Genomic DNA, 20,482 nt, shown 5'->3' with positions numbered 1-20,482 from the left:
AACGATTCTCGATATATTTTTTATCTTTCTGACTAATGTCAATTTGATAAAAAACACTCGAATTAACGTTTTTTGAGTTCTTTTTCTGAATTATGAATGATTTAGAAAATAGTATGTTATTTCCCTTCAATCCAAGCTAAAACACTTTCATCGTTTGGCAATGTCTTTGGAGAAATTACTTTTTCAAGTTCACCATTTGCGTTTACTAAATATTTTTGAAAGTTCCATGCTACATCTGAATCTTCCAATCCATTTTGCGATTTTTGTGTCAAGAATTGATATACTTCGTGCATGTCATCTCCTTTTACAGAAATTTTGCTCATCATCGGAAACGTTACACCGTAATTTGCTTTACAGAATTTCGCTATTTGCTGATCGCTTCCAGGTTCTTGTGCGCCAAAATTGTTTGCTGGGAAACCAACAATCGTAAAATTTTCATCTTTAAAAGTATTATAAACTTCTTGTAATTGCTCGTATTGTGGCGTTAATCCACATTCAGAAGCTGTGTTTACAAACATTACTTTTTTCCCTTTTAAATCGGCTAATTTAAAATCGTTTCCAGTAATATCTTTTACTGTGAATTGATGAATTGATCCTTTTTCCATAGTTTTTTCAGATGATGTTTTTTGCGTAGTTTCTTCTGCAGAAGCAGTTTCTGTTGCTTTTTCTTTCGGTTTTGAGGTACAACTTACCATACATACAACCATTAATAGCATGAATATTCTCATGAGGTTTTTAGTTTTTTGTAAAAATACGAAAGTATTCGTTTAGATACAGATTGCTTCTGACACATTTATCATGAATCTTGTGATTTTTTATTTTTAAATCGCATAGATTTTTTCAATCCAACTGTAAAAGATGGAAAACGCAATATACAACGCAATTTGATTCAATACACCAACGGAAGTATTTCTAAACCAAAAACAAATGATATTTTAGTTTTTAAAAGTTCTTGGTATAATTCGTTTGGTCATGTTGCTATTGTTACGGAAGTTTCCAATCATTCAATTACTATTATTCAACAAAATGCGGGTTCATTTAGCAACACGCGTGTTTCTTATAATTTGACTCACAAAAATAATCGTTGGGAAATTTCAGATAAAAAAATTATAGGTTGGTTGCGTAAAGAATAAGTCTGCAACTATTCCTACATGAGAAAACGTAAAGAAGCTGTCTAAAACTCCTAACATACTCATTATAGAAAAACGAAGTAATCTACAATGATAGCTATTTAGACAGCTTCTTTTTATTAAATTTAGAATGGAGTAACCTCCAAGCATATTAATCTATAAGTACATGGTGCAATGCGTCTATAGAAACATCCTACTGGTGGTGGTGCTAATACTGGTTCTTCACACGGAAGATCAATTGAAATTGGTCCTAATGATCCTGCATTAATTGCTTTTTGTTCCGTTTTACTTAAAGCTTTTCCAATACTTAAAATTTGTTTTTTCATGATTAAATAATTTAAAATTAGTAATTACTAAAATATTTTGGTACTACAAATTACGCCTTCGAAAATGATTTTGCAATTTATAAATCGAGTATTCAATAATAGTAAGCCTAAACTTGAAAACTATAGTTACTTTTTATTCTCAAAATTCACTTTCATTTAGTATAGCATACTCAGTAATTTTCAACGCTTGATTTTAGGAAGGAATTAGAAGAGCATTTTAAAAGTGATACAAACGGAATGCTTGTTATTTTTCAAAAAATAGCTGAAGACGGCATCCGAATTGAATTGAAAAATGGTACGTTAACTCGATTTGAATATTGATCACCTTGCTAAAATAATGAAACTATCAATTTAAGTTTGACAAGCTATGTTACAACTTCACATAGATACAATCATCATAGCTAACGATTTTAAAACCATGGAAACGTATTTATAAAAACTGCCTAAAAAGTGAAAAAATGTCAAACTAAATTTGGTTTAGAATGACTTCATTTAAAACTTTTTAGACAGCTTGTTTTAATTAATTTAGAATTAAGATTATGGCGTGTAGTATAGACACACTAGTTCATAATTGCATGTTCCTACAATAGGTACATAATGACAACCTTCTGGTGGTGTAGCTAGTAGCACTATCGGACATGGATTAATTCCAATACCACCAAGTGCGCCTCCGTTAATTGCTTTTTGTTCCGTTTTACTTAAAACTTTTCCGATGTTTAAGATTTGTTTTTTCATGATTAAATAATTTAAAAATTTTGGTACTACAAATTACGCCTTCGAAAATGATTTTGCAATTTATAAATCGAGTATTCAATAATAGTAAGCCTAAACTTAAGAGCTATAGTTACATTTTATTCTCAAAATTCACTTTCATTTAATATAGCATACTCGGTAATTTTCAACATGTTTTTATGGTTACACATGTTACTAGAGATACAATTGCGATTATTATTTTCTTTCCAATGTCATTGGTTGTTCTTGGGTATTATAAAGCTAAGAAATCAAAGAAAGAATATTACGCACTATACACAAATTGCAACGATGATTTATAGATAGGTTTCTCGGTAATATGCACAAATGTGTTGCAATGTTTCTTTTGTTAGTGGTTTTTCTATAAAGTCATATACCAATTTACTTTCAATAGCTTTTATTTTATCTTTTGTCCAATTGGATGTTGTTAGAAACACAATTATGATATCCGCTTTTTTTGCATCGTCAAGTTTGGCATAATTCTCTAAAAATTCAAAACCATCCATTTTTGGCATATTAATGTCTAAAAAAATAATATTTGGTCGTGGATGCGAAGACGTAAATTTTCCTTTTTTATTCATATAATCTAACGCTTCCAAACCATTTTCGGCTTCAAAAACATGTGTAGCTTCTCCAGAAATTTCGATTAGCTTTTTATGATAAAAATTGGTAGAAGTACTATCATCTACCAACAATATGCATTCAATTTTTTTCATCTTACTTTTTTTTAGGAATTCTAAAAAAGAACTCAGAACCATTGTTTTCTGACGATTTTACCCAAATTTTCCCATTATGATTCTCTATAATTCGTTTGCAATTTGCCAATCCAATTCCTGTACCTTCATATTCATTATGACTATGCAATCGTTTGAAAACTTCAAAAATTTGTTTATGGTATTTTTCTTTAATTCCAATACCATTATCACGTATGCAAAATTCGTAGTATGGAGTTTTCTCTATATAACTAATCTGTATTTTTGGTGTTTTATCACTTCTGTATTTTAAACTGTTAGAAATGAGGTTTTGAAATAATTGTTTTATTTGAGAAGCATCACACAGAATATTTGGCAATGTACCTATACTAATTTCAGCATTAGTTTCTGAAATAATACTTTGCAAATCTTCTTTTATTTTTAAAATTATAGTATTCAAATTTACATGTTCAAAATTGAGTGATTTGTCGTCTAGTTGTGAGTATACTAGCAAATCGTTTGTCAACTTTATCATTCGGGAAGATGCTTTTTCTATAAAATCTAAATATTTAAGCGCATTTTCATCAAAGTGTCCTTTGTATTCTTCTTTGAATAAATTCGTAAAACTTGTGACTGTTTTTAAAGGTTCTTTTAAATCATGCGAAGCCAAATATGCAAAGCGTTCCAACTCAATATTTAACTCTTTCATTTTTTGTAGCGATTCTCGCTGTTCAGTTACATCTAAAAGTGTTCCTACTATTTTTTTTACTTTTTCAGTATTATTGACTTGCATTTTCCCATTAATTCGAAACCAACGAAATCCTTTATCTTTGGTTTTTATTTGAATCTCTTCCTCAAACGGCTTTTCTTCTTCTGTATGCGATTTTAATGCGTTTTGAAATATCTCAACATGATCTATATGAATAAGTTGTAAAAGATTGCTGAAGTGATGTTCTTCTTCCTCTAATGAAAATCCTAGAAGTTCTTGGAATTCAATTGACCACCAAGCACTATCATTTTTTATATTACTCCATTCCCAAAGTCCAGAACGTGAAGCTGTCATTGCCAGACGAAAACGCTCTTCGCTTTCTTTTAATTCGCGTTCCATTTTTTTACTTTTTGTAATAATCATGGCGACACCTAAAATTGTAATGACTTCTCCTTTTTCGTTTCGCTGATTGACTTTGTCAGTAGATAAAACCCAAATAATTTCTCTAGATTCTTTATGGATCAATCGATACTCAAATAATAATTCTTCAGTGTCGTCAATTTTTTTGAGTTGCTCATGATGAGAAGAAATTGCTGCTATATCATCAGGATGTACGATAGTTTCTAATAAGTCTGCGCCCAATTCTTGAATTTCTGCTGCCGTATAACCTGCATTTTCCCAAATACTAGAACTTGCATATAAATTTTTATGACTTATAAGATCATAAATGTATATAATAGCAGGATTTGTAGACGTCAAATGCTGCATGAATTTATTCAACTTATCCAATTCTAAATTCGCAGACTTCAGTTCGTCAATATCTAGAAAATTGATCACAACTCCTTGAATAAAATCTTCTTGACTTCTATACGGATATATTTGCATTACAAACCACTTTCCGCCTGAGCTACACACTTCTTTTCGAAATGGAAGTAATGTTTGTATAACTTGTTTGGAGTGCGTAATTAAATCTTCACCGCCCATAGTTCCAGAAAAATGAGCTATGGAACGCCCAATATCTTCCATCCGCAATTGAAAGTGCTGATTGATTGATGGTGTATATTTTCTAATTTGAAACGCTCTATCAAGAAAAATAGTTCCAACATTAATATTTTCCATCAAGTTTTCTATGTCAGAATTCAACTGAATTAATTGTATATTTTTTTCTTGTAATTCAGCATTCACAGTATGTAGTTCCTCATTTAACGATTGTAATTCTTCGTTTGTACTTTGCAATTCTTCATTAGAAGCCAACAATTCTTCATTGGTTGCTTGCATTTCCTCATTGGAAGTTTCCAGCTCTTCAATAGTAGATTGTAAATTTTCGCGAGTTTCGTTTAATGCATCTTTAAGTTCTAATAATTGTTCTTTATTATTAATTGTAGCTGGTACAATTAGTCCTTTTTCATCATCGGATATTTTACGTGCAGATTCTTCAATAATTGTGACTGAAAACAAACGACTGTGAACGGAATACACATTAAATGTACTTATCAACACTCGCAAATGTTTTAGTTTTTTATTTGCTATAAGTTTAATATTTTTTTCAATATTCAAATCAGCATCAAAATTGAGCTTTCGAATTGCTGAACCAATTGGAATATTTAGTTCATCAGGTAACATTTTAAGTAAATTATTTGAATATCCATCTTCTGGGTATTGTATGTACTTTTTTAATTTCCCTGACGCGTATACGATTTCAAAGTCTTCATCAATACAAATACTGACTGCTAAAAATTCATCTAATAATATTTTATTAATAGATTTTGAGAATTTATCTTCTATTGATTTTCCTTGTCGTGTAAAACCAATTTGAGATTTTTTTTCTCTATCAATTTGCCACACATTATCTCTATTCATATTAAAAACACGCTCTGGACGTATATTTTTATAAATTTTCCAACGTCCGTTTATTTCTTTAAAATTACGCTCAATTGCACCCAAGGTTTCAAATGATCCTAAAAATAAATATCCATCCATATTTAAGGAGTAGTGCAAACTCGCCAAAATTTTCGCCTGTGCTTTATTATCTATATAAATCAACATATTTCTACACGAAACCAAATCCATTTTATTAAATGGAGGATTTTGTAAAATATCATGTTTTGAAAAGATGATATTTTTACGAATATTCGGATGAATCTGAAATTTATGATCTCTCTTTATAAAATACGTATTTAGTATTTCAGGCGATACTTCCGATTCTATACTGCCACCATAAATTCCTTTAGTTGCAACGGTTATAGCTCTTTCATCGACATCTGTGGCAAAAATTTTATACGTTACATCAATATCATTTTCTGTTAAATATTGTTGTAATAAAATAGCAATGGAATACGCTTCTTCTCCCGTTGAACAAGCTACAGTCCATATTTTAATGTTTTTCCCTTTGGGATTATTTTTTACAATTGCAGGAATTACTTCTTTTTTTAAAACATCAAATGCTTTATAATCTCTAAAAAACTTTGTAACACCAATTAAATATTCTTGTGCTAAAATGAGTTTTTCATCTACATTATCTTGTAAATAATCAACATAATCGTTGACACTTTGGCATTTAGTAATGCTAATTCGTTTGGCTGTTCTTCTAAACAATGTTGGCTTTTTGTAAGAGAAAAAATCATACCCAATATGATTTTTTATAATTTTTAAAATTCTATCAAGCGATTCTTCATTACTTCGAAAACCATCAATTGGTATTGGCATTGCATAACTTGGATGTGCTAAAAAGTCAATAATTTCACGTCCCATTTCTTCAGGTTCTAAGATAAAATCTGCCAATCCTTCTGAAATTACGCTTTTGGGCATGCCATCAAACGAAGAAGATTCTGGACTTTGCACAAAGATAGTTCCGCCAATTTCTTTGATAGATTTTGCTCCTTTTGTTCCGTCAGATCCTGTACCTGATAAAATGATTGCTAAGGCTTTTTCTTTTTGCTCCATTGCAAGCGAATTGAAAAATATATTAATCGAAAAATTAATTTGATTGCTTGGCGGACGTTTTGTCAATTCTAGTTTGCCATCTTTAATTTGAAGATTTTTTTCTCCTGGAATTAAGTACACATGATTTGGCAATACAATATCACCTTCTCTAGCTTCCTTTACGCTCATTTCTGTATGCCGTGATAAAAGTTCGGGCATTAAACTCTTATAATTTGGAGACAAATGCTGTATAATTACGAAAGCAAAGCCTGTATTTGAAGGACAATTATCAAAAAATTCTTCCAATGCTTTTAAGCCACCAGCTGAACTTCCAATACCGATAACATATAAAGTTTCTTTATTTTGTTGTGTATCTAGTTGTTGTTGAATTTGGGTATGATCCATTTACTGTTTATATAATTTACAAATACACTGTACTTGCTTTATTTGTTTTTTTAAGTAATTAAATAATTGATTCATCGCACATTAATTATTTACATAAGACTTTAAAAACTTTAGACTAATTCAAATAAAATCAATACAAATTATCCTGTAAAAAGATGTTGTGATTTTTTTACTTCCTCAAAATTAGGATTTACCAAGCATCTTAAAACTGATCAATATTATCTATCTAAAACTTTTAATCATGAAAATATATCTTTCAAGTTTCGAAGAATATACTGACAGTGAAAAATACAAAAAACCCGATAAAGAGCCTATTTTTACCGATAAAATATAATATTATTTTAAAATTTAGAAAATAGAACGAATTTCATATCATTTTCGAAGCTCAAAATTAACATTAAAGTAGACGTCTTTTTCTTTAGTAGAAGTAACTAAATAAATGATAAATAGCGTTATGATTATCTTGGTCTAAAAAGAGTACTTTTTACTCCTATTCATTTGAATATAAAGTTGCTGGTTGTTTAAATTTGCAGATGAATATGATCGTCATGACGAACCGCATAGCAACCATGAAAACGTATTTTTGAACTTGCTAAATTCCGAATACGACGTTTCAACCCTAAATAGATTACATACGCCAAACCACCAACTTGTGTTAAGATGGTTAGTAAGAGAACAATTAAAACATGTGCTATTACACGGAAAACTCGCATATATTCGTTTTTTTTTGATGATGAATTCAACCGTAAAATATCCCCAATTCACCTTTTTTTAATCCCAATTCGGCAGAATCTACTTTTATATACATGGATTCTGAAACATATTTGCGTATCAAAAAACACGAACAGTTATGTTAAAAACTTTACTCAACACCATTTTATTGCTTGCAAGCTTTTCTATGTTTGCGCAAAGTACCATTTCAGGAAAAGTTATGGACGAAGCAAAACAACCTTTATCTTTTACAAATGTAGTTTTATATGAAACAGAAACCAACAAAGCTATCAAAGCTGTCATGGTTGCAGACGACGGAACGTATATTTTTAAGAGTATTAAAAACGGAACGTACACAGTAGAAGCATCTTTATTTGGCTACAAAACAGAAAAATCTATTGTATTAAAAATTGAATCGAGCAAAAATGTAACCTTCGATTTTACACTGAAAGAAGATTTGCCCGAAAGTTTAGATCAAGTTACTGTAGTTGCTAAAAAACCTGTCATTACACAAACCGCAGAAAAATTAGTCGTGAATTTAGAAAACTCCGAAATGGTGAATTCAAATGTGCGAGATGTCGTTAAAAAAATTCCAGGCGTTATTGTAGCCAATGGAAATTTGAGTTATGCCGGACAAAGCAATGTTCGCATCCTAATTAACGGAAAACAAACCAATTATATGGACATGCAAACGCTGTTGCGCGAAATGCCTGCGGACAATATTGCTAAGATAGAATTGGTGCAACAACCTGGAGCAGAATACGATGCAGATGGTTCAGGCGCGTTGATTAATATTATTTTGAAGAAAAATGTAAAATTGGGAACTTACGGAACATTAAAAAGTATGATTGGTTATGTGGACGATTTCACGTATCGTACAAGTGCTTCTATTGCAAGTTTTAAAGATAAAATTAATTGGCAAGCAAGCGCAAGTTATTCGCGTGGTTCTTGGCGAGAAGACTTACAAATTATTCGAAACGTTGGTGATGACGTATACGATCAACTTTCCCGTTCGCCTTTTGATCCAAATACATTGCGTTTGAGCGCAGGATTGGATTATTACATCAATAAAAAACATACTACAGGAATTAGCGTACGACGAACGGGAAGTTCATCAAATAGAGTGACAAATAACGTGACCAATATTACAAGTAACGGAATTATGGAAGCCTTAGATACTGACAATCGTTTTGAGCGCGATTGGGCTTTGTATGTCATCAATCCGTATTATGAATATGAAGATGACGTAAATAAATTAACACTCGATTTTAATTATGTAGATTACGGTTCTACTAATGAAAACAACCTGTTTCAAGTTGGACAAAGTACCGTAGATTATGATAATCAACGTTATTTTCAGGATGCTGATTATAAAATTTACACCTATCAAGCAGATTACAAACGTCAGTTGAGCAAAAAAGCTGTTTTGAGTGCTGGATTTAAATATTCGGATGTAGATTCGGATAGTGATTTACAATCATTGGTTCAAGATGCAACTGGTAATTTTGTGAATAATGTCAATCAAACCAATCGCTTTTTGATTGATGAAAATATCATGGCAGCATATGCAAAACTGAACGTTACGTTGGATAAATGGTCATTTTCTGGTGGATTGCGTTGGGAACAAAGTGAAACTGTCGGAACTTCTCAAAATTTAAATACTTCTTTAGATAGAACTATTGCCAAGTTTTTCCCAAGTTTGAGTATTTCACGAAAAATTACAGATGAAATTTCCGCTAATGTTGCGTATAGTTACCGAATTCAACGTCCGTCGTATGAAACATTAAATCCGTTTGTATATTATTACGATCCATTTACTTTTGAAGAAGGAAATCCGACCTTAAAACCTTCCTTAACAAATAGTTTTCGTTTTAATTTAACATATGAAAACCAACCGTTTTTCAGCGCAAGTTATAGTAGAACAGATGATACATTGTTTCAAATTCTGGCGCAAAATGATGCAACTTCTGAAACTTCTCGTACCACAATTAACTTGGCAAATAATGAAAATTGGAGTTTTAGTTTGTTTGCTCCGTTAAGTTTTGTAGACGGTTTGGAAGGCTATACAGGCGTCATTGTAAATTATAACAAATTCATGTCAGAAAATCTAAATCCTGTCTTAGACAATTCGCTTTGGAGCATGACTTGGTACACAAGTGCGGAATATAAATTACCTTGGAATATTCAATCAGAAATCTCAGGATATTACACATCTGGTGGATTGGACGGACAAATTGAATTTGATTGGATTGCTGGAATTGATATCGCGTTTAGCAAAAAATTCTTAGACGATACATTGAAAGTTAGCTTAGAATTAGAAGAAATTTTAGATCGAAAGTTTAACGGAGCAATTAATTATGATAACATCAATGCAACTATTATAAGCGATTGGCCACGTAGAAATGTGTTTTTACAATTTAGCTATAGTTTTGGTAAGAAATACAACAAATCGAAAAACAGAAAAAGTGGCGCTGGTGACGAAGTTGATCGTATTAAAACGCAACAGTAATTGGTATTTCATCTAATCTATCTAAAATATTATGAAGTTAAATATTTTATTATTTTCATTTTCGTTGCTTGCAGAAAAAATACTAAATCAAGTTCAGCACAGGCTTCATCAAAAGAAAGTGCACTTTTTCAAGGCTTCAAAAACTCTTACTGAAAAACAACTACTATACTGCGGAAAAAGAATCCTTTATAGTATATATCAGAGACACATTTATAAAAGTTGAATCAAATTTTTTACACCAAAAAAATAAACTATTTTTAAGAACTCATTATGGACACAAAACTGAACAAATCTGATTTTATGCTTTTCGTTATTTATTATGGCGTGTCTGTGCTAATGACTATTTATGAATATTCAAAAACGGGACACAATCTTATTGAATACCTGCTAGATATTCCTGCATTTATAATCCTTGACGTTGGAATGGTTCTCATATTTATGTATTGGCTGTTGCCAGATTATATTATCAACCAAAAAAAGTACCTACACTTTACGTTTTGGGCAGTTTCATTGATGATTATCGCTGGATTTTTAGAAGATGCTGTGGGTCATTTTAGTGGTGACAATGATTGGAGTCAGTTTAAATATGACATACAGCAAATGATAAATTATATTTCAGGTACGGCACAAAGCATCGGTTTGCCTTTCGGATTGTTATTGGCCAAAAAATACTATGAAAATCAAATATTATTTGGTTCTATTAAGGAAAAACAGAAAGAAAACGAATTGAAGTTACTACGCTCACAGATCAGTCCGCACTTTTTATTTAACAATCTAAATACGTTGGATGCGTTGATTGATAGCAATACGGAAAAGGCAAAAGAGTACATCAATCGGTTGTCGTTGATTTATCGGTATCTGATTCAAACGAAAGATGCAGAAGTGATGGAATTGACAGCAGAAATGAATTTTGCTGAGAATTATATGTTCTTATTAAAAACGCGTTTTGGAGATGATTACGAATTTGAAATTAGCAAAAATAGTTCTTTAGAAAACAAATTTGTTCCTACGGGCGCCATTCAAACATTGCTTGAAAATATTGCCAAACACAATAGAGCGCAACATGGAAAAGCCATTAAAGCTAGTATTCATATTGACGGAGATTGGTTAACGGTTTCAAATACAAAAAGCAACATGAAACCAACACAAGAATCATTAGGAACTGGATTAAAAAACTTAGAATATAGATACAGGTTACTATCTGATAGGAAGCCTATTATCTCAGATACTTTAGATGGATTTACTGTAAAAATTCCAATCATCAAACTTAGCAATGAGTCATAATTTACCGAACATGCACATATTAATTTTAGAAGACGAAATTCCTGCTTACGAAAAGCTTTTAGCAAATTTGAATGTCTATTTTGATAAAGAAATCACACATGATTGGGCGCGTTCCAACGAAAAAGCTACCATTTTGCTAACTGAAAACACGTATGATGTAATTCTGTCTGACATTCAATTATTGGACGGAATTTCCTTTGATGTGTTCAATTCGGTTACAATAAACTGTCCAATTATATTTTGTTCGGCGCATGATGAATATTTATTTCAAGCATTTCGTACCAACGGAATCGCGTATATTTTAAAACCGTACACGCAAGAAGATGTAAAACAAGCCTTGCAAAAATTTCAATCATTTTTTAAAACTAAAAGTTACCAACCGATTCATAATGAAACAATTGACTTGTTAAAAACGGCATTAAAGCAAGAAGAAATTCACTATAAAAAACGTTTTGTAATCAAAAAATCAAAAGGAATTCAATTGTTAAATGTAAGTGATATTTGTTTAATTGAAGCTTCTGGCGATTTTTGCATGGCGATAGATTATGCTGGTAAAAAATATCCGATTTCGCATAATTTGAGCACTATTTTTGAAATGTTGAATCCGTTAAAATTCTTCCGCATCAATCGAAGTCAAATTGTACACATTGAATACATTGAGAATATCGAAAGTCATTTCAAAAATCGTTTACTCATTCAGCTAACAGGCATTAAAGAAAAAGCTATGACTAGTTCATCTACCACTTCAGATTTTAGAAAATGGTTGGAACAATGATAAATTTGAAAAGAATTGGTTTTATGAATTGCTAAGTCCATTTACTAATAAGCTCAAAAAAAGGGTGTTTATCCTGCGAATTATTTTATAATATTCTACTATTTTGTTTCAAAAAATAAGTCATGCCAAAGTTTATAGAAATCATTGACCTTGACAATGTGGAGTTTCAAGTAAATGTAGATCACATTGTATCATTTGCCGCATATGAAGCGCATTCAGTTATATCATTAGTCAATATTGATAAAATTCAAACAACACTAACTATTAACGAAATTAACACACTGATTGCAACGTAATATCGTTACAATCAATCTGCATCTTTTATCAAAAAAACAATTATTTCTTGTAATGAATTCGGTAACGCCAATAGGTTAAACCTCCATAAACTAGCCATGTAATTGTTGCTATAATTACAAATTTAGGGCCTAAAACTGCGTCTCCTGTAGCGTATGAATGCAATCCGCTTAATACGAAGTTTACACCAAAATAGGTAAATAAAATTGACCCAAAAGCTGCAATTGCCATCCAATTAAAAAACCATCTTCCGCGCAATCCTGGTACTAAACGCATGTGCAATACAAACGCATATACCATAATACTAATTAATGCCCACGTTTCTTTTGGATCCCAACCCCAATAACGTCCCCAACTTTCATTTGCCCACATTCCGCCAAGGAAATTTCCAATTGTAAGCATTACCAAACCAACAGTAATTGCCATTTCATTGATAATGGTAATTTCTTTTAAGTTGAGCTCCATGCGTTTTTTGTTTTCCTTCGTGGTTAGAAGTATAAGTAAAAGTGAAACAACACCTAAAATCATTGCCAACGCAAATGGGCCATAACTTGCTACAATCACGGCAACGTGTATTAATAACCAATAACTATCCAATACAGGTTGTAAGTTTGCAATGTTAGGATCGAGCCAATTCATGTGTGCGCCCCATAAAATCATAGCTGTTACGAAAGCTGTTGCAGCAATTGTTAAATCTGACTTTCGTCCAAATAACAAGCCAAATAACATGGTCGCCCACGCTACATAAATCATAGATTCATACGCATCACTCCAAGGTGCATGCCCTGAAATGTACCAACGCATTGCTAATCCTAATACATGTAAACAAAATAGAAATACAATTGCCCATTTAAACACTTGTATGCTTACACGTGTGAATTTAGTGTCCTTGAAAATTTGAAAGATGATAAAGAAAAACATCAATGCTCCTGCTAATAAATAATACATCATTAGCTTTTCAAAAACGTTGTATTGATTGTATTTAATTTCAGCATCAATTTTCTTTAAAGAAGGTAATACTGCGCTTCCATATTCTTCTTGACGTTTACGGAAACTTTTAAGCATGTTGTCAGCTTCTTTGTAATCATTATTTTTTTGTGAAGCGTTTAAAATCAAGGTGTAAACTGGCATTGCGTTTTTCACATATTTCGCATACGCTGAATCTTTAATTCCTTGATCTGGATTGTCTAAGTAGTTTCTACCAGAAATCCATTTGTTATTTTCATGCGCTGGAATTGGAAATATTTTTAAGATATCGCCCGAAACAGCTCTATTTAATAGTCCTAATTTTAGGTCGTAGTCTTTGATTGCTTTTTGATACTGATTTGGTGTGTTTGAAGCATATGCATCTTCCAAATATGGCGCAAGTTTGTAACGTCCTTTTTCATCAAAAAAGTCCGTGAGTTTTGCAAAATTATCAGATTTCTCTATTCCGATGATTTTACGTAAACTATCGTGTTTTTGACGTTTTACACTGATAATGTTTGCATTGTACCAAAGTTTTGGATATTGAATCATGGATAACAATACTTGGTTCGCAGATAAATCATTGTACGTGTTCGATTTACTTAGCTTACGCACCAATTCTTGTGCAAACGTGTTGGCAGGTTTCATACGTCCATCGTCATCTTGAATGACCAAACGTCCAAATTTATCCGCGTGTTCTTTAGCAACTACATTTGCCGCAATGATAGAGTCAATTTGTACATCCGTAATTACTTTGGTTACAACTTCATGCTCATGATCTTCTCCTGGCGCATGATTGTGTCCTTCGTGATTTTCTTGCTGAGCGACAGTTTCTTGTTGTGTTGTTTTTTGTTGTGTAGTTTCCTGTGCTAATACACTAAAACTAAAGAATAACAATGCAATGATTGTTAATGTAGATTTCTTCTTTTTAATTTTTTCCAATTGCTTTTTCAAATCGCCAAAGCGTGTATTTTTATCAAATAATATAACCATTAATGCTAGGTATAATAAAAAGTAGCCTAAATAGGTAATATTTGTTCCCCAATAATCATGACTTACAGAAAGAATTGTTCCTTTTTCGTCTCTATCAAACTGTGCTTGAAAGAAGCGATATCCTTTATGATCCATAATATGATTCATGTAAATATCGTAGTCAAACGGCGTATCATCAACCAATGTTACTCTACTCATAAATGATTTATAACCACCTTGTCCAACTGTTCCAGGATAACGTTCGGCAATAAAATCATTCAGTTTAATGCTAAACGGAAGTTTCATACGATCGGCACCATAGGAAAGGTGAAAATCCAATCCGCCAATCTTAGTTGTTATAGGTGGATTTATGCTTCCTTTTCCACCAATGATACGAACTTCTTCAGTTTCACCATTGGTTGTTACTTCTAAAATAATCGCGTCAGCTTGATCTTTTAGTTTTTTAGGCGTTTCAACAACACCAATTTTCCCTTTAATTGAAGGATCGGGAATTACAAATTGCAATCCACCTAAGTTGTATAATGAACGTAGTTGAAATGGTTGTACGCTGTCTTTGACAACTTTTCCACCTTGTTGCAACGCCATGATCATGTAATCGCCTTCAAACGGACTGTGAATGGTATAACCACTAGCTGTTGATCGAATACTGATGATTGGTTTGTTTGTATCTATCGTATCTTTTTCTGGCTTGTTAAAAGCGACTAAAATGTTGTGAATGCTTGCAGTTTTACCAGATTCTAAGAAGTGATTGTGACGATTTCCGCCACCTGATTCTACAATTTTAAGGTATTCAATACCGTTTTTATCTTCTATAATTCCTTCTTCTGCACCTTGAATATATCCTTTGTATGCAATGGTAAAGTCTTGTCCGTTAAAGTCATTTTTCCAAGGAAAACCTCCATTTAACCAAGATCCTGGCGCAATTCCTTTGTGGGAAATTAGGTAATCGCCTTTGAGAACTTTTCGTTTGGGTTCGCCGTTTATTTCTCCATCTACAAAAGCTGTAATGTATGTTTTTTCAGAAAGAAAGGTGTTTTCAGTAGCACCTTCTCTAATTGGCATTACACCTTCATAACTTACATAACGTGTAATAAACGCTCCTAAAATGATAAATATGAAGGATAAGTGAATGAGTAACGTTGCCCATTTTTCTTTACGTAGCAATCGGTATCGAAACATGTTTCCGAAGAAATTTATCATAAAAAACAACATGATGAACTCAAACCACCATGCGTTGTAAATCCAAATTCTTGCTGTTATTGTTCCGTGTTCGCTTTCGACAAAAGTTCCTATTCCCATGGCCAAAGCGAATATAAAAAAGAGGACAGCCATTAATCGTGTAGAAAAGAGAATATTCTTGATGAAATTACCCATTATGTAGCGTTATCGTTTAGATCAAAATTTCAATATGCAAAAATACGGTATTTTACATAATTTAATGTCTATTTAACACTCAAATTATCCTTAATTTAGGAATATTCTAAGATAGTTAATTATTTAGCCGTTCGCGCCTCAAATAACTTGATGTAAATGAAAGTTCCCATTTTACGAGCTCTATTTTTAGCAATGTTTGCTTTTTCACCTTCAAAGAGTTCGTCTAAAGTTTGAATCCAATAGTTGAGCCAAATACCAAAATGATGCTCATTGATTGTATTTTTGATTGCCGCATCAACCTCAACATGCTTTTCTAGTGGATTTCCTTTGTATTTGTTGACAAAGAATAAACTACTTTCCCAAAAGTCTGTCAAATGCTCCAAATGTTTTTCCCAATGTGAAATACGATCGTTGAAGATAGGACCAAGTATTTCGTCTGTTCTAATTTTTGCGTAAAACGTAGTCACTAACAATTTTACAGCTGCTCTGTTTTGAATATCGTGCTTCATTAGTGATTTGTTCGTTTTTTTATTTCATAAATGCTAATCCACAATAATACAACTACTTTTATGATTTCTAATAATACATAGTTTATATGTAAGATTGAATCTTCTACAGGCTGTTGTTGTATAATTTGTAGCGCTCTATCATCTAAAAAAGGTAGCAATAAAAATGTTTGAATTAGTATAATTCCAATCAAAATATGTAGCAGATAACTTTTTTTAAAATTACCTGAAACCACTGTCAGTATGGTGTAAATTGTTAAGAGTACCACTTCTACTCTATTGAGTGCTGTAAAAACAATTCTACCAATACTAACTCCAACTCGTGTATCAACTAATTCAGATTGAAATTTTAAAGGAGCTTCCATAAAACTGATTGCCAAGACCATTCCTACCCAAATCAGTAAGATTAGGTATTTGTGTACTTTCAAGAAATTCCACATTATCGTATTTTTATCTAATCAGAAAGTACTATACAGCATTAATTATAATAAACGAGATATTAAATACCAAACTCATAACTAACATATTAAATACCCACTTATCTCTTAGTTGTGCCAAAATTGCAGCATTGTAAAACATACATAAAATAACACATAAGAATAATTGTATTAAGGAAGAAATTGTGTCTAATCCTGTCATTAAAATATACATTGCCGCAATTGATCCTATACAACTTTGTAGAATAATTGTTAACGGAATGTACATGGTATATTTGTCGTGAAATTCGTTATAGTATTTTGTATATAAAGTCATTTTTGTTATCGTTTTTGTTCTTGACAAATGTCCGTACTCTATTTATTTTTTTTCATGATATATATCATATTTGGAAAATTTGTTCAGAATTTCAAACAACTTTTTAGATTTCAAGAAGATTATAGTAAGTCTTTTTTATTTGAATATGACCAAAAGTATACTCGTAAAGTTTCAAAAACCGCAAAGTGTTCCTATTTTAGCGGCATGATAAAAGTGGTCATTTTAGGCGCTGGAAATATTGCGCAACATTTATACAAAGCATTTCAACGTACAGAAACGCTTTCTGTTGTTCAAGTGTATAACAGATCGAAAAAATCATTGCCCTATTTCAAAAACACGGCAACAACTACGAGTTTGAAAAATCTTGCGGAAGCAGACCTTTATATTATTGCCGTTGCGGATGATGCAATTACTTCTATTGCAAATAAATTACCGTTTACAGATCGTTTGGTAGTGCATACTTCTGGAAGTGTAAGCATGCACGAATTGCACAAAAAGAATAGACGTGGTATATTTTATCCGTTGCAAACCTTTACAAAAGGGATAACTGTTGATTTTTCTACCATTCCAGTTTGTTTGGAAAGTGGCGAAAAACCCGATTTTAAAATCCTAAAAGCTGTTGCGGATGCTATTGGAAGTACTTCGTATAAAATAAGTTCGGAACAACGTCGTGCGTTGCATGTTTCGGCCGTTTTTGTGAATAATTTCAGCAATCATTTATACCGAATTGCACATGAAATTTGCGAAACAAACAATGTTCCGTTTGAAATATTGAATCCACTAATTCAAGAAACTGCCAAGAAAGTTACAAACTTAACGCCATATATGGCGCAAACAGGTCCTGCAAAACGCGGCGATCAGAAAACGATTGACAGTCATTTAGAAAAATTAGACAAAGACATTCACAAAGAAATATATACCTTGCTCACGCAATCAATTGCAAAAACCTATGGAAGATAAAAGCTATAAAGAATATTTAAACCACATCAATACCTTTATTTTTGATGTTGATGGTGTATTGACAGATGGAACAGTTACGGTAACTTCTTCAGGAGAAATGTTGCGTCGTATGAACATTAAAGATGGTTATGCGTTAAAATCTGCCGTCGTAAATGGATATAATGTGTGTATTATTTCTGGAGGAACCAATGAAGGTGTTCGTAAGCGTTTACAAGGTTTAGGAATTACAGATATTTACTTAGGCGCGCATCAAAAAGTAGAACAACTAGACGAGTATATTGCTAAGAAAAATGTGAAGCTTGAAAACGTGTTGTACATGGGCGATGATATTCCTGATGTTCCTGTGTTAAAACGTGTTGGCTTATCAACTTGTCCACAAGATGCAGCCTATGAAGTTTTAGAAATCTGCAAATACATTTCACATGTTGATGGCGGAAAAGGCGCTGCAAGAGACGTCATTCGTCAAGTAATGAAAGTGCAAGGAAAATGGGATGATAATTTTGACGCTAAGTACGATTAAAAACTTATTGTTTGTGTATAAATAAGAATGAATTTTTCTTTTCCGAAGTATAGCATCAATTTTTCGTTAAAAATTTTTGAAACCTTGGAAAAAATTTAGAAAAATTTATGTGGTTTTAGTTTTCTTCAATAAAGAGAAAACTAAAAATACCTCTGGAAAAGCACACTTTCTTTTGTTACTTTTCTTTGTGCGAGCAAAGAAAGAGTAAAAAAATACGCTTTTAGAAATTTCTCAATAATGCTATGAATCATATAAATTTAAATTCATAATAAAAAACTAACTGTGTGATAAAGTTTTTACAACTTATTCGTTTTCCTAACTTGGTCATGATTACATTGACGCAATATCTTTTTAAATACTTCTTAATTAATCCGTACGGAGATCAAATTGCTACGGATGGATTTATATTTTTCTGTTTAGTTTTTGCAACGATTTGTATTGCCGCTGGCGGAAATATCATTAATGATATTTATGATGTACAAACGGATCGTATCAACAAACCTCACAAACTATTTATTGACACTTATATCTCCAAAAAGAAAGCTTATTTACTATATTCCGTTATTACATTTTCAGGAATTTTGGCGGGTTGCTATGTCTCTTTCATAATTAAAAAACCGTTGTATTCACTTATATTCATTGGAGTTGCCTGTGCTCTATTTTTATATTCATGTTACTTTAAAAAAGTCGCCATCATTGGGAATATGATTGTATCACTTTTAGTAGCTTCAAGTATTTTGATCCTAGCTTTTTTTGATCTTACAATTTTCACAAAAGATAATTTATTTATTAACGGACTTATAATAGGAGTTTTAATTTTATATGCACTATTTGCTTTTTGCATCAACCTAATTCGTGAACTTGTAAAAGATAATGAAGACGTAAACGGAGATTACAACGCAAATATGAATACACTTTCTATTGTATTGGGAAGAAATAGAGTGAATAAAATTGTTGCCGTTTTAGCTGGATTACTAATGTGTTTTATTCTGTATGTTATTAGTGAATATATGCAAGGAAAAGTAGTTACTACAATTTACGCGTTAATTACTTTACTCTTACCACTACTCTATTTCATCATCAAAATATGGCAAGCAGATACGAAATGGGAGTATAAACTGTTGTCGTTTTTACTGAAAATAATTATGCTATTCGGAATTCTATCAATTGTTATATTTTATTATTTTGATCCTTTATTTTAAATTATGTTAGACACACTTTCTTCAACATATCATATCATTTTAGCTTCTGGCTCGCCAAGAAGACAACAGTTTTTTAAAGATTTAGGACTAAAGTTTGAAATCCGATTGAAATCGGTAGACGAAATCTATCCTGAACACTTACAACATCATGAAATCTCTGATTATTTGGCGATATTAAAAGCGTCCGTTTTCAAGAATGAATTAAAAGCGAATGAAGTGTTAGTAACTTCGGACACCGTAGTTTGGCATGAAGGCGTTTCGCTAGCAAAACCACAAGATGCACAAGAAGCCTTTGATATGATACAAGTGATGAGTGGCAAAAGTCATGAAGTAATAACATCAGTTTGTTTTACAACAGCGACTTCGCAAAAAGTAGTGCATGAAGTTACAAAAGTAACTTTTGAAGAAATGACGGATGCTGAAATTTGGTATTACGTGAACAATTTTAAACCGTTTGACAAAGCTGGCGCGTACGGAATTCAAGAATGGATTGGATACACAAAGGTTTCCCGAATTGAAGGTTCGTATTCAAATGTTGTTGGTTTGCCTAGACATTTGGTGTATAAAGTGTTTTCAGAAATTGAAACGTTGTTTTAATAATTCTCTAATTGTAAATTATCAGTACATCTGAAATCAAAAGCGTCATTTCGAGTGATTTTCGAAATAAAATGAAGAAAATTGTATCGAGAAGTAGGGTTAAC

The 20,482-nt window shown here is 31.9% G+C and carries 19 protein-coding genes; 9 read left to right on the top strand and 10 right to left on the bottom strand.

Going from position 1 to position 20,482, the window contains the following annotated elements; genetic code table 11:
• Positions 1-116: 116 nt before the first annotated feature.
• Entirely contained in the window at positions 117-728 is a 612-nt protein-coding gene (locus ACQ654_RS23500; protein ID WP_430412788.1) for a glutathione peroxidase, read from the bottom strand.
• A gap of 156 nt (positions 729-884) precedes the next feature.
• On the opposite strand from ACQ654_RS23500, the gene ACQ654_RS23495 reads away from it, so the two are divergent.
• The gene (locus tag ACQ654_RS23495; RefSeq protein WP_430412787.1) at positions 885-1,133 is read left to right on the top strand and encodes a CHAP domain-containing protein; all 249 of its coding nucleotides are present in this window, start codon (positions 885-887) and stop codon (positions 1,131-1,133) included.
• A 122-nt stretch (positions 1,134-1,255) separates the two neighbouring features.
• Here ACQ654_RS23495 and ACQ654_RS23490 read toward each other — a convergent pair whose 3' ends face one another.
• From ACQ654_RS23490 to ACQ654_RS23470, 5 genes are all read right to left on the bottom strand, one after another.
• Positions 1,256-1,456: a hypothetical protein gene (locus ACQ654_RS23490; protein WP_430412786.1), complete on the bottom strand. Its 201-nt coding sequence runs from the start codon at positions 1,454-1,456 to the stop codon at positions 1,256-1,258.
• Between the two features lie 537 nt (positions 1,457-1,993).
• Complete coding sequence (locus tag ACQ654_RS23485; RefSeq protein WP_430412785.1) at positions 1,994-2,191, bottom strand: hypothetical protein; 198 nt, start codon at positions 2,189-2,191, stop codon at positions 1,994-1,996.
• A gap of 311 nt (positions 2,192-2,502) precedes the next feature.
• Positions 2,503-2,922: a response regulator gene (locus ACQ654_RS23480; protein WP_430412784.1), complete on the bottom strand. Its 420-nt coding sequence runs from the start codon at positions 2,920-2,922 to the stop codon at positions 2,503-2,505.
• Between the two features lies 1 nt (position 2,923).
• Positions 2,924-6,934, bottom strand: a complete 4,011-nt coding sequence (locus ACQ654_RS23475) for a chemotaxis protein CheB (protein ID WP_430412783.1) — start codon at positions 6,932-6,934, stop codon at positions 2,924-2,926.
• A 521-nt stretch (positions 6,935-7,455) separates the two neighbouring features.
• A complete protein-coding gene (locus tag ACQ654_RS23470) occupies positions 7,456-7,647 on the bottom strand; it encodes a hypothetical protein (protein ID WP_430412782.1) in 192 nt (63 codons plus the stop codon).
• Positions 7,648-7,784: 137 nt separating this feature from the next.
• Between ACQ654_RS23470 and ACQ654_RS23465 the strand changes: the two genes are divergently transcribed.
• From ACQ654_RS23465 to ACQ654_RS23450, 4 genes are all read left to right on the top strand, one after another.
• Positions 7,785-10,154: an outer membrane beta-barrel protein gene (locus tag ACQ654_RS23465; protein ID WP_430412781.1), complete on the top strand. Its 2,370-nt coding sequence runs from the start codon at positions 7,785-7,787 to the stop codon at positions 10,152-10,154.
• A 270-nt stretch (positions 10,155-10,424) separates the two neighbouring features.
• Entirely contained in the window at positions 10,425-11,438 is a 1,014-nt protein-coding gene (locus tag ACQ654_RS23460; RefSeq protein ID WP_430412780.1) for a sensor histidine kinase, read from the top strand.
• The gene (locus ACQ654_RS23455) at positions 11,428-12,213 is read left to right on the top strand and encodes a LytR/AlgR family response regulator transcription factor (RefSeq protein WP_430412779.1); all 786 of its coding nucleotides are present in this window, start codon (positions 11,428-11,430) and stop codon (positions 12,211-12,213) included. The genes ACQ654_RS23460 and ACQ654_RS23455 overlap by 11 nt, the downstream gene beginning before the upstream one ends.
• Positions 12,214-12,335: 122 nt before the next feature.
• A complete protein-coding gene (locus tag ACQ654_RS23450) occupies positions 12,336-12,509 on the top strand; it encodes a hypothetical protein (protein ID WP_430412778.1) in 174 nt (57 codons plus the stop codon).
• A gap of 40 nt (positions 12,510-12,549) precedes the next feature.
• Here ACQ654_RS23450 and ccsA read toward each other — a convergent pair whose 3' ends face one another.
• From ccsA to ACQ654_RS23430, 4 genes are all read right to left on the bottom strand, one after another.
• Positions 12,550-15,840, bottom strand: a complete 3,291-nt coding sequence (gene ccsA, locus ACQ654_RS23445; protein WP_430412777.1) for a cytochrome c biogenesis protein CcsA — start codon at positions 15,838-15,840, stop codon at positions 12,550-12,552.
• Positions 15,841-15,959: 119 nt separating this feature from the next.
• A complete protein-coding gene (locus ACQ654_RS23440) occupies positions 15,960-16,349 on the bottom strand; it encodes a group III truncated hemoglobin (protein WP_430412776.1) in 390 nt (129 codons plus the stop codon).
• Entirely contained in the window at positions 16,349-16,786 is a 438-nt protein-coding gene (locus ACQ654_RS23435; RefSeq protein ID WP_430412775.1) for a hypothetical protein, read from the bottom strand. Before ACQ654_RS23435 ends, ACQ654_RS23440 begins: the two co-directional genes overlap by 1 nt.
• A 28-nt stretch (positions 16,787-16,814) precedes the next feature.
• Positions 16,815-17,099: a hypothetical protein gene (locus ACQ654_RS23430; RefSeq protein ID WP_430412774.1), complete on the bottom strand. Its 285-nt coding sequence runs from the start codon at positions 17,097-17,099 to the stop codon at positions 16,815-16,817.
• 54 nt (positions 17,100-17,153) lie between these two features.
• On the opposite strand from ACQ654_RS23430, the gene ACQ654_RS23425 reads away from it, so the two are divergent.
• The 4 genes from ACQ654_RS23425 to ACQ654_RS23410 all read left to right on the top strand — a co-directional run bounded on the left by ACQ654_RS23425 (position 17,154) and on the right by ACQ654_RS23410 (position 20,378).
• Positions 17,154-18,059, top strand: coding sequence for a Rossmann-like and DUF2520 domain-containing protein (locus ACQ654_RS23425; protein WP_430412773.1), 906 nt, complete (start codon positions 17,154-17,156; stop codon positions 18,057-18,059).
• On the top strand, positions 18,049-18,579 hold the full coding sequence (locus tag ACQ654_RS23420) for a KdsC family phosphatase (RefSeq protein WP_430412772.1): 531 nt from the start codon (positions 18,049-18,051) through the stop codon (positions 18,577-18,579). Before ACQ654_RS23425 ends, ACQ654_RS23420 begins: the two co-directional genes overlap by 11 nt.
• A 284-nt stretch (positions 18,580-18,863) precedes the next feature.
• Positions 18,864-19,781, top strand: a complete 918-nt coding sequence (locus tag ACQ654_RS23415) for a geranylgeranylglycerol-phosphate geranylgeranyltransferase (protein ID WP_430412771.1) — start codon at positions 18,864-18,866, stop codon at positions 19,779-19,781.
• 3 nt (positions 19,782-19,784) lie between these two features.
• Positions 19,785-20,378, top strand: coding sequence for a Maf family nucleotide pyrophosphatase (locus tag ACQ654_RS23410; protein ID WP_430412770.1), 594 nt, complete (start codon positions 19,785-19,787; stop codon positions 20,376-20,378).
• Positions 20,379-20,482 lie beyond the last annotated feature (104 nt).

Source organism: Kordia sp. (assembly GCF_965283645.1).
Taxonomy (GTDB): domain Bacteria; phylum Bacteroidota; class Bacteroidia; order Flavobacteriales; family Flavobacteriaceae; genus Kordia.
This window is presented reverse-complemented; position numbering and strand designations above follow the sequence as displayed.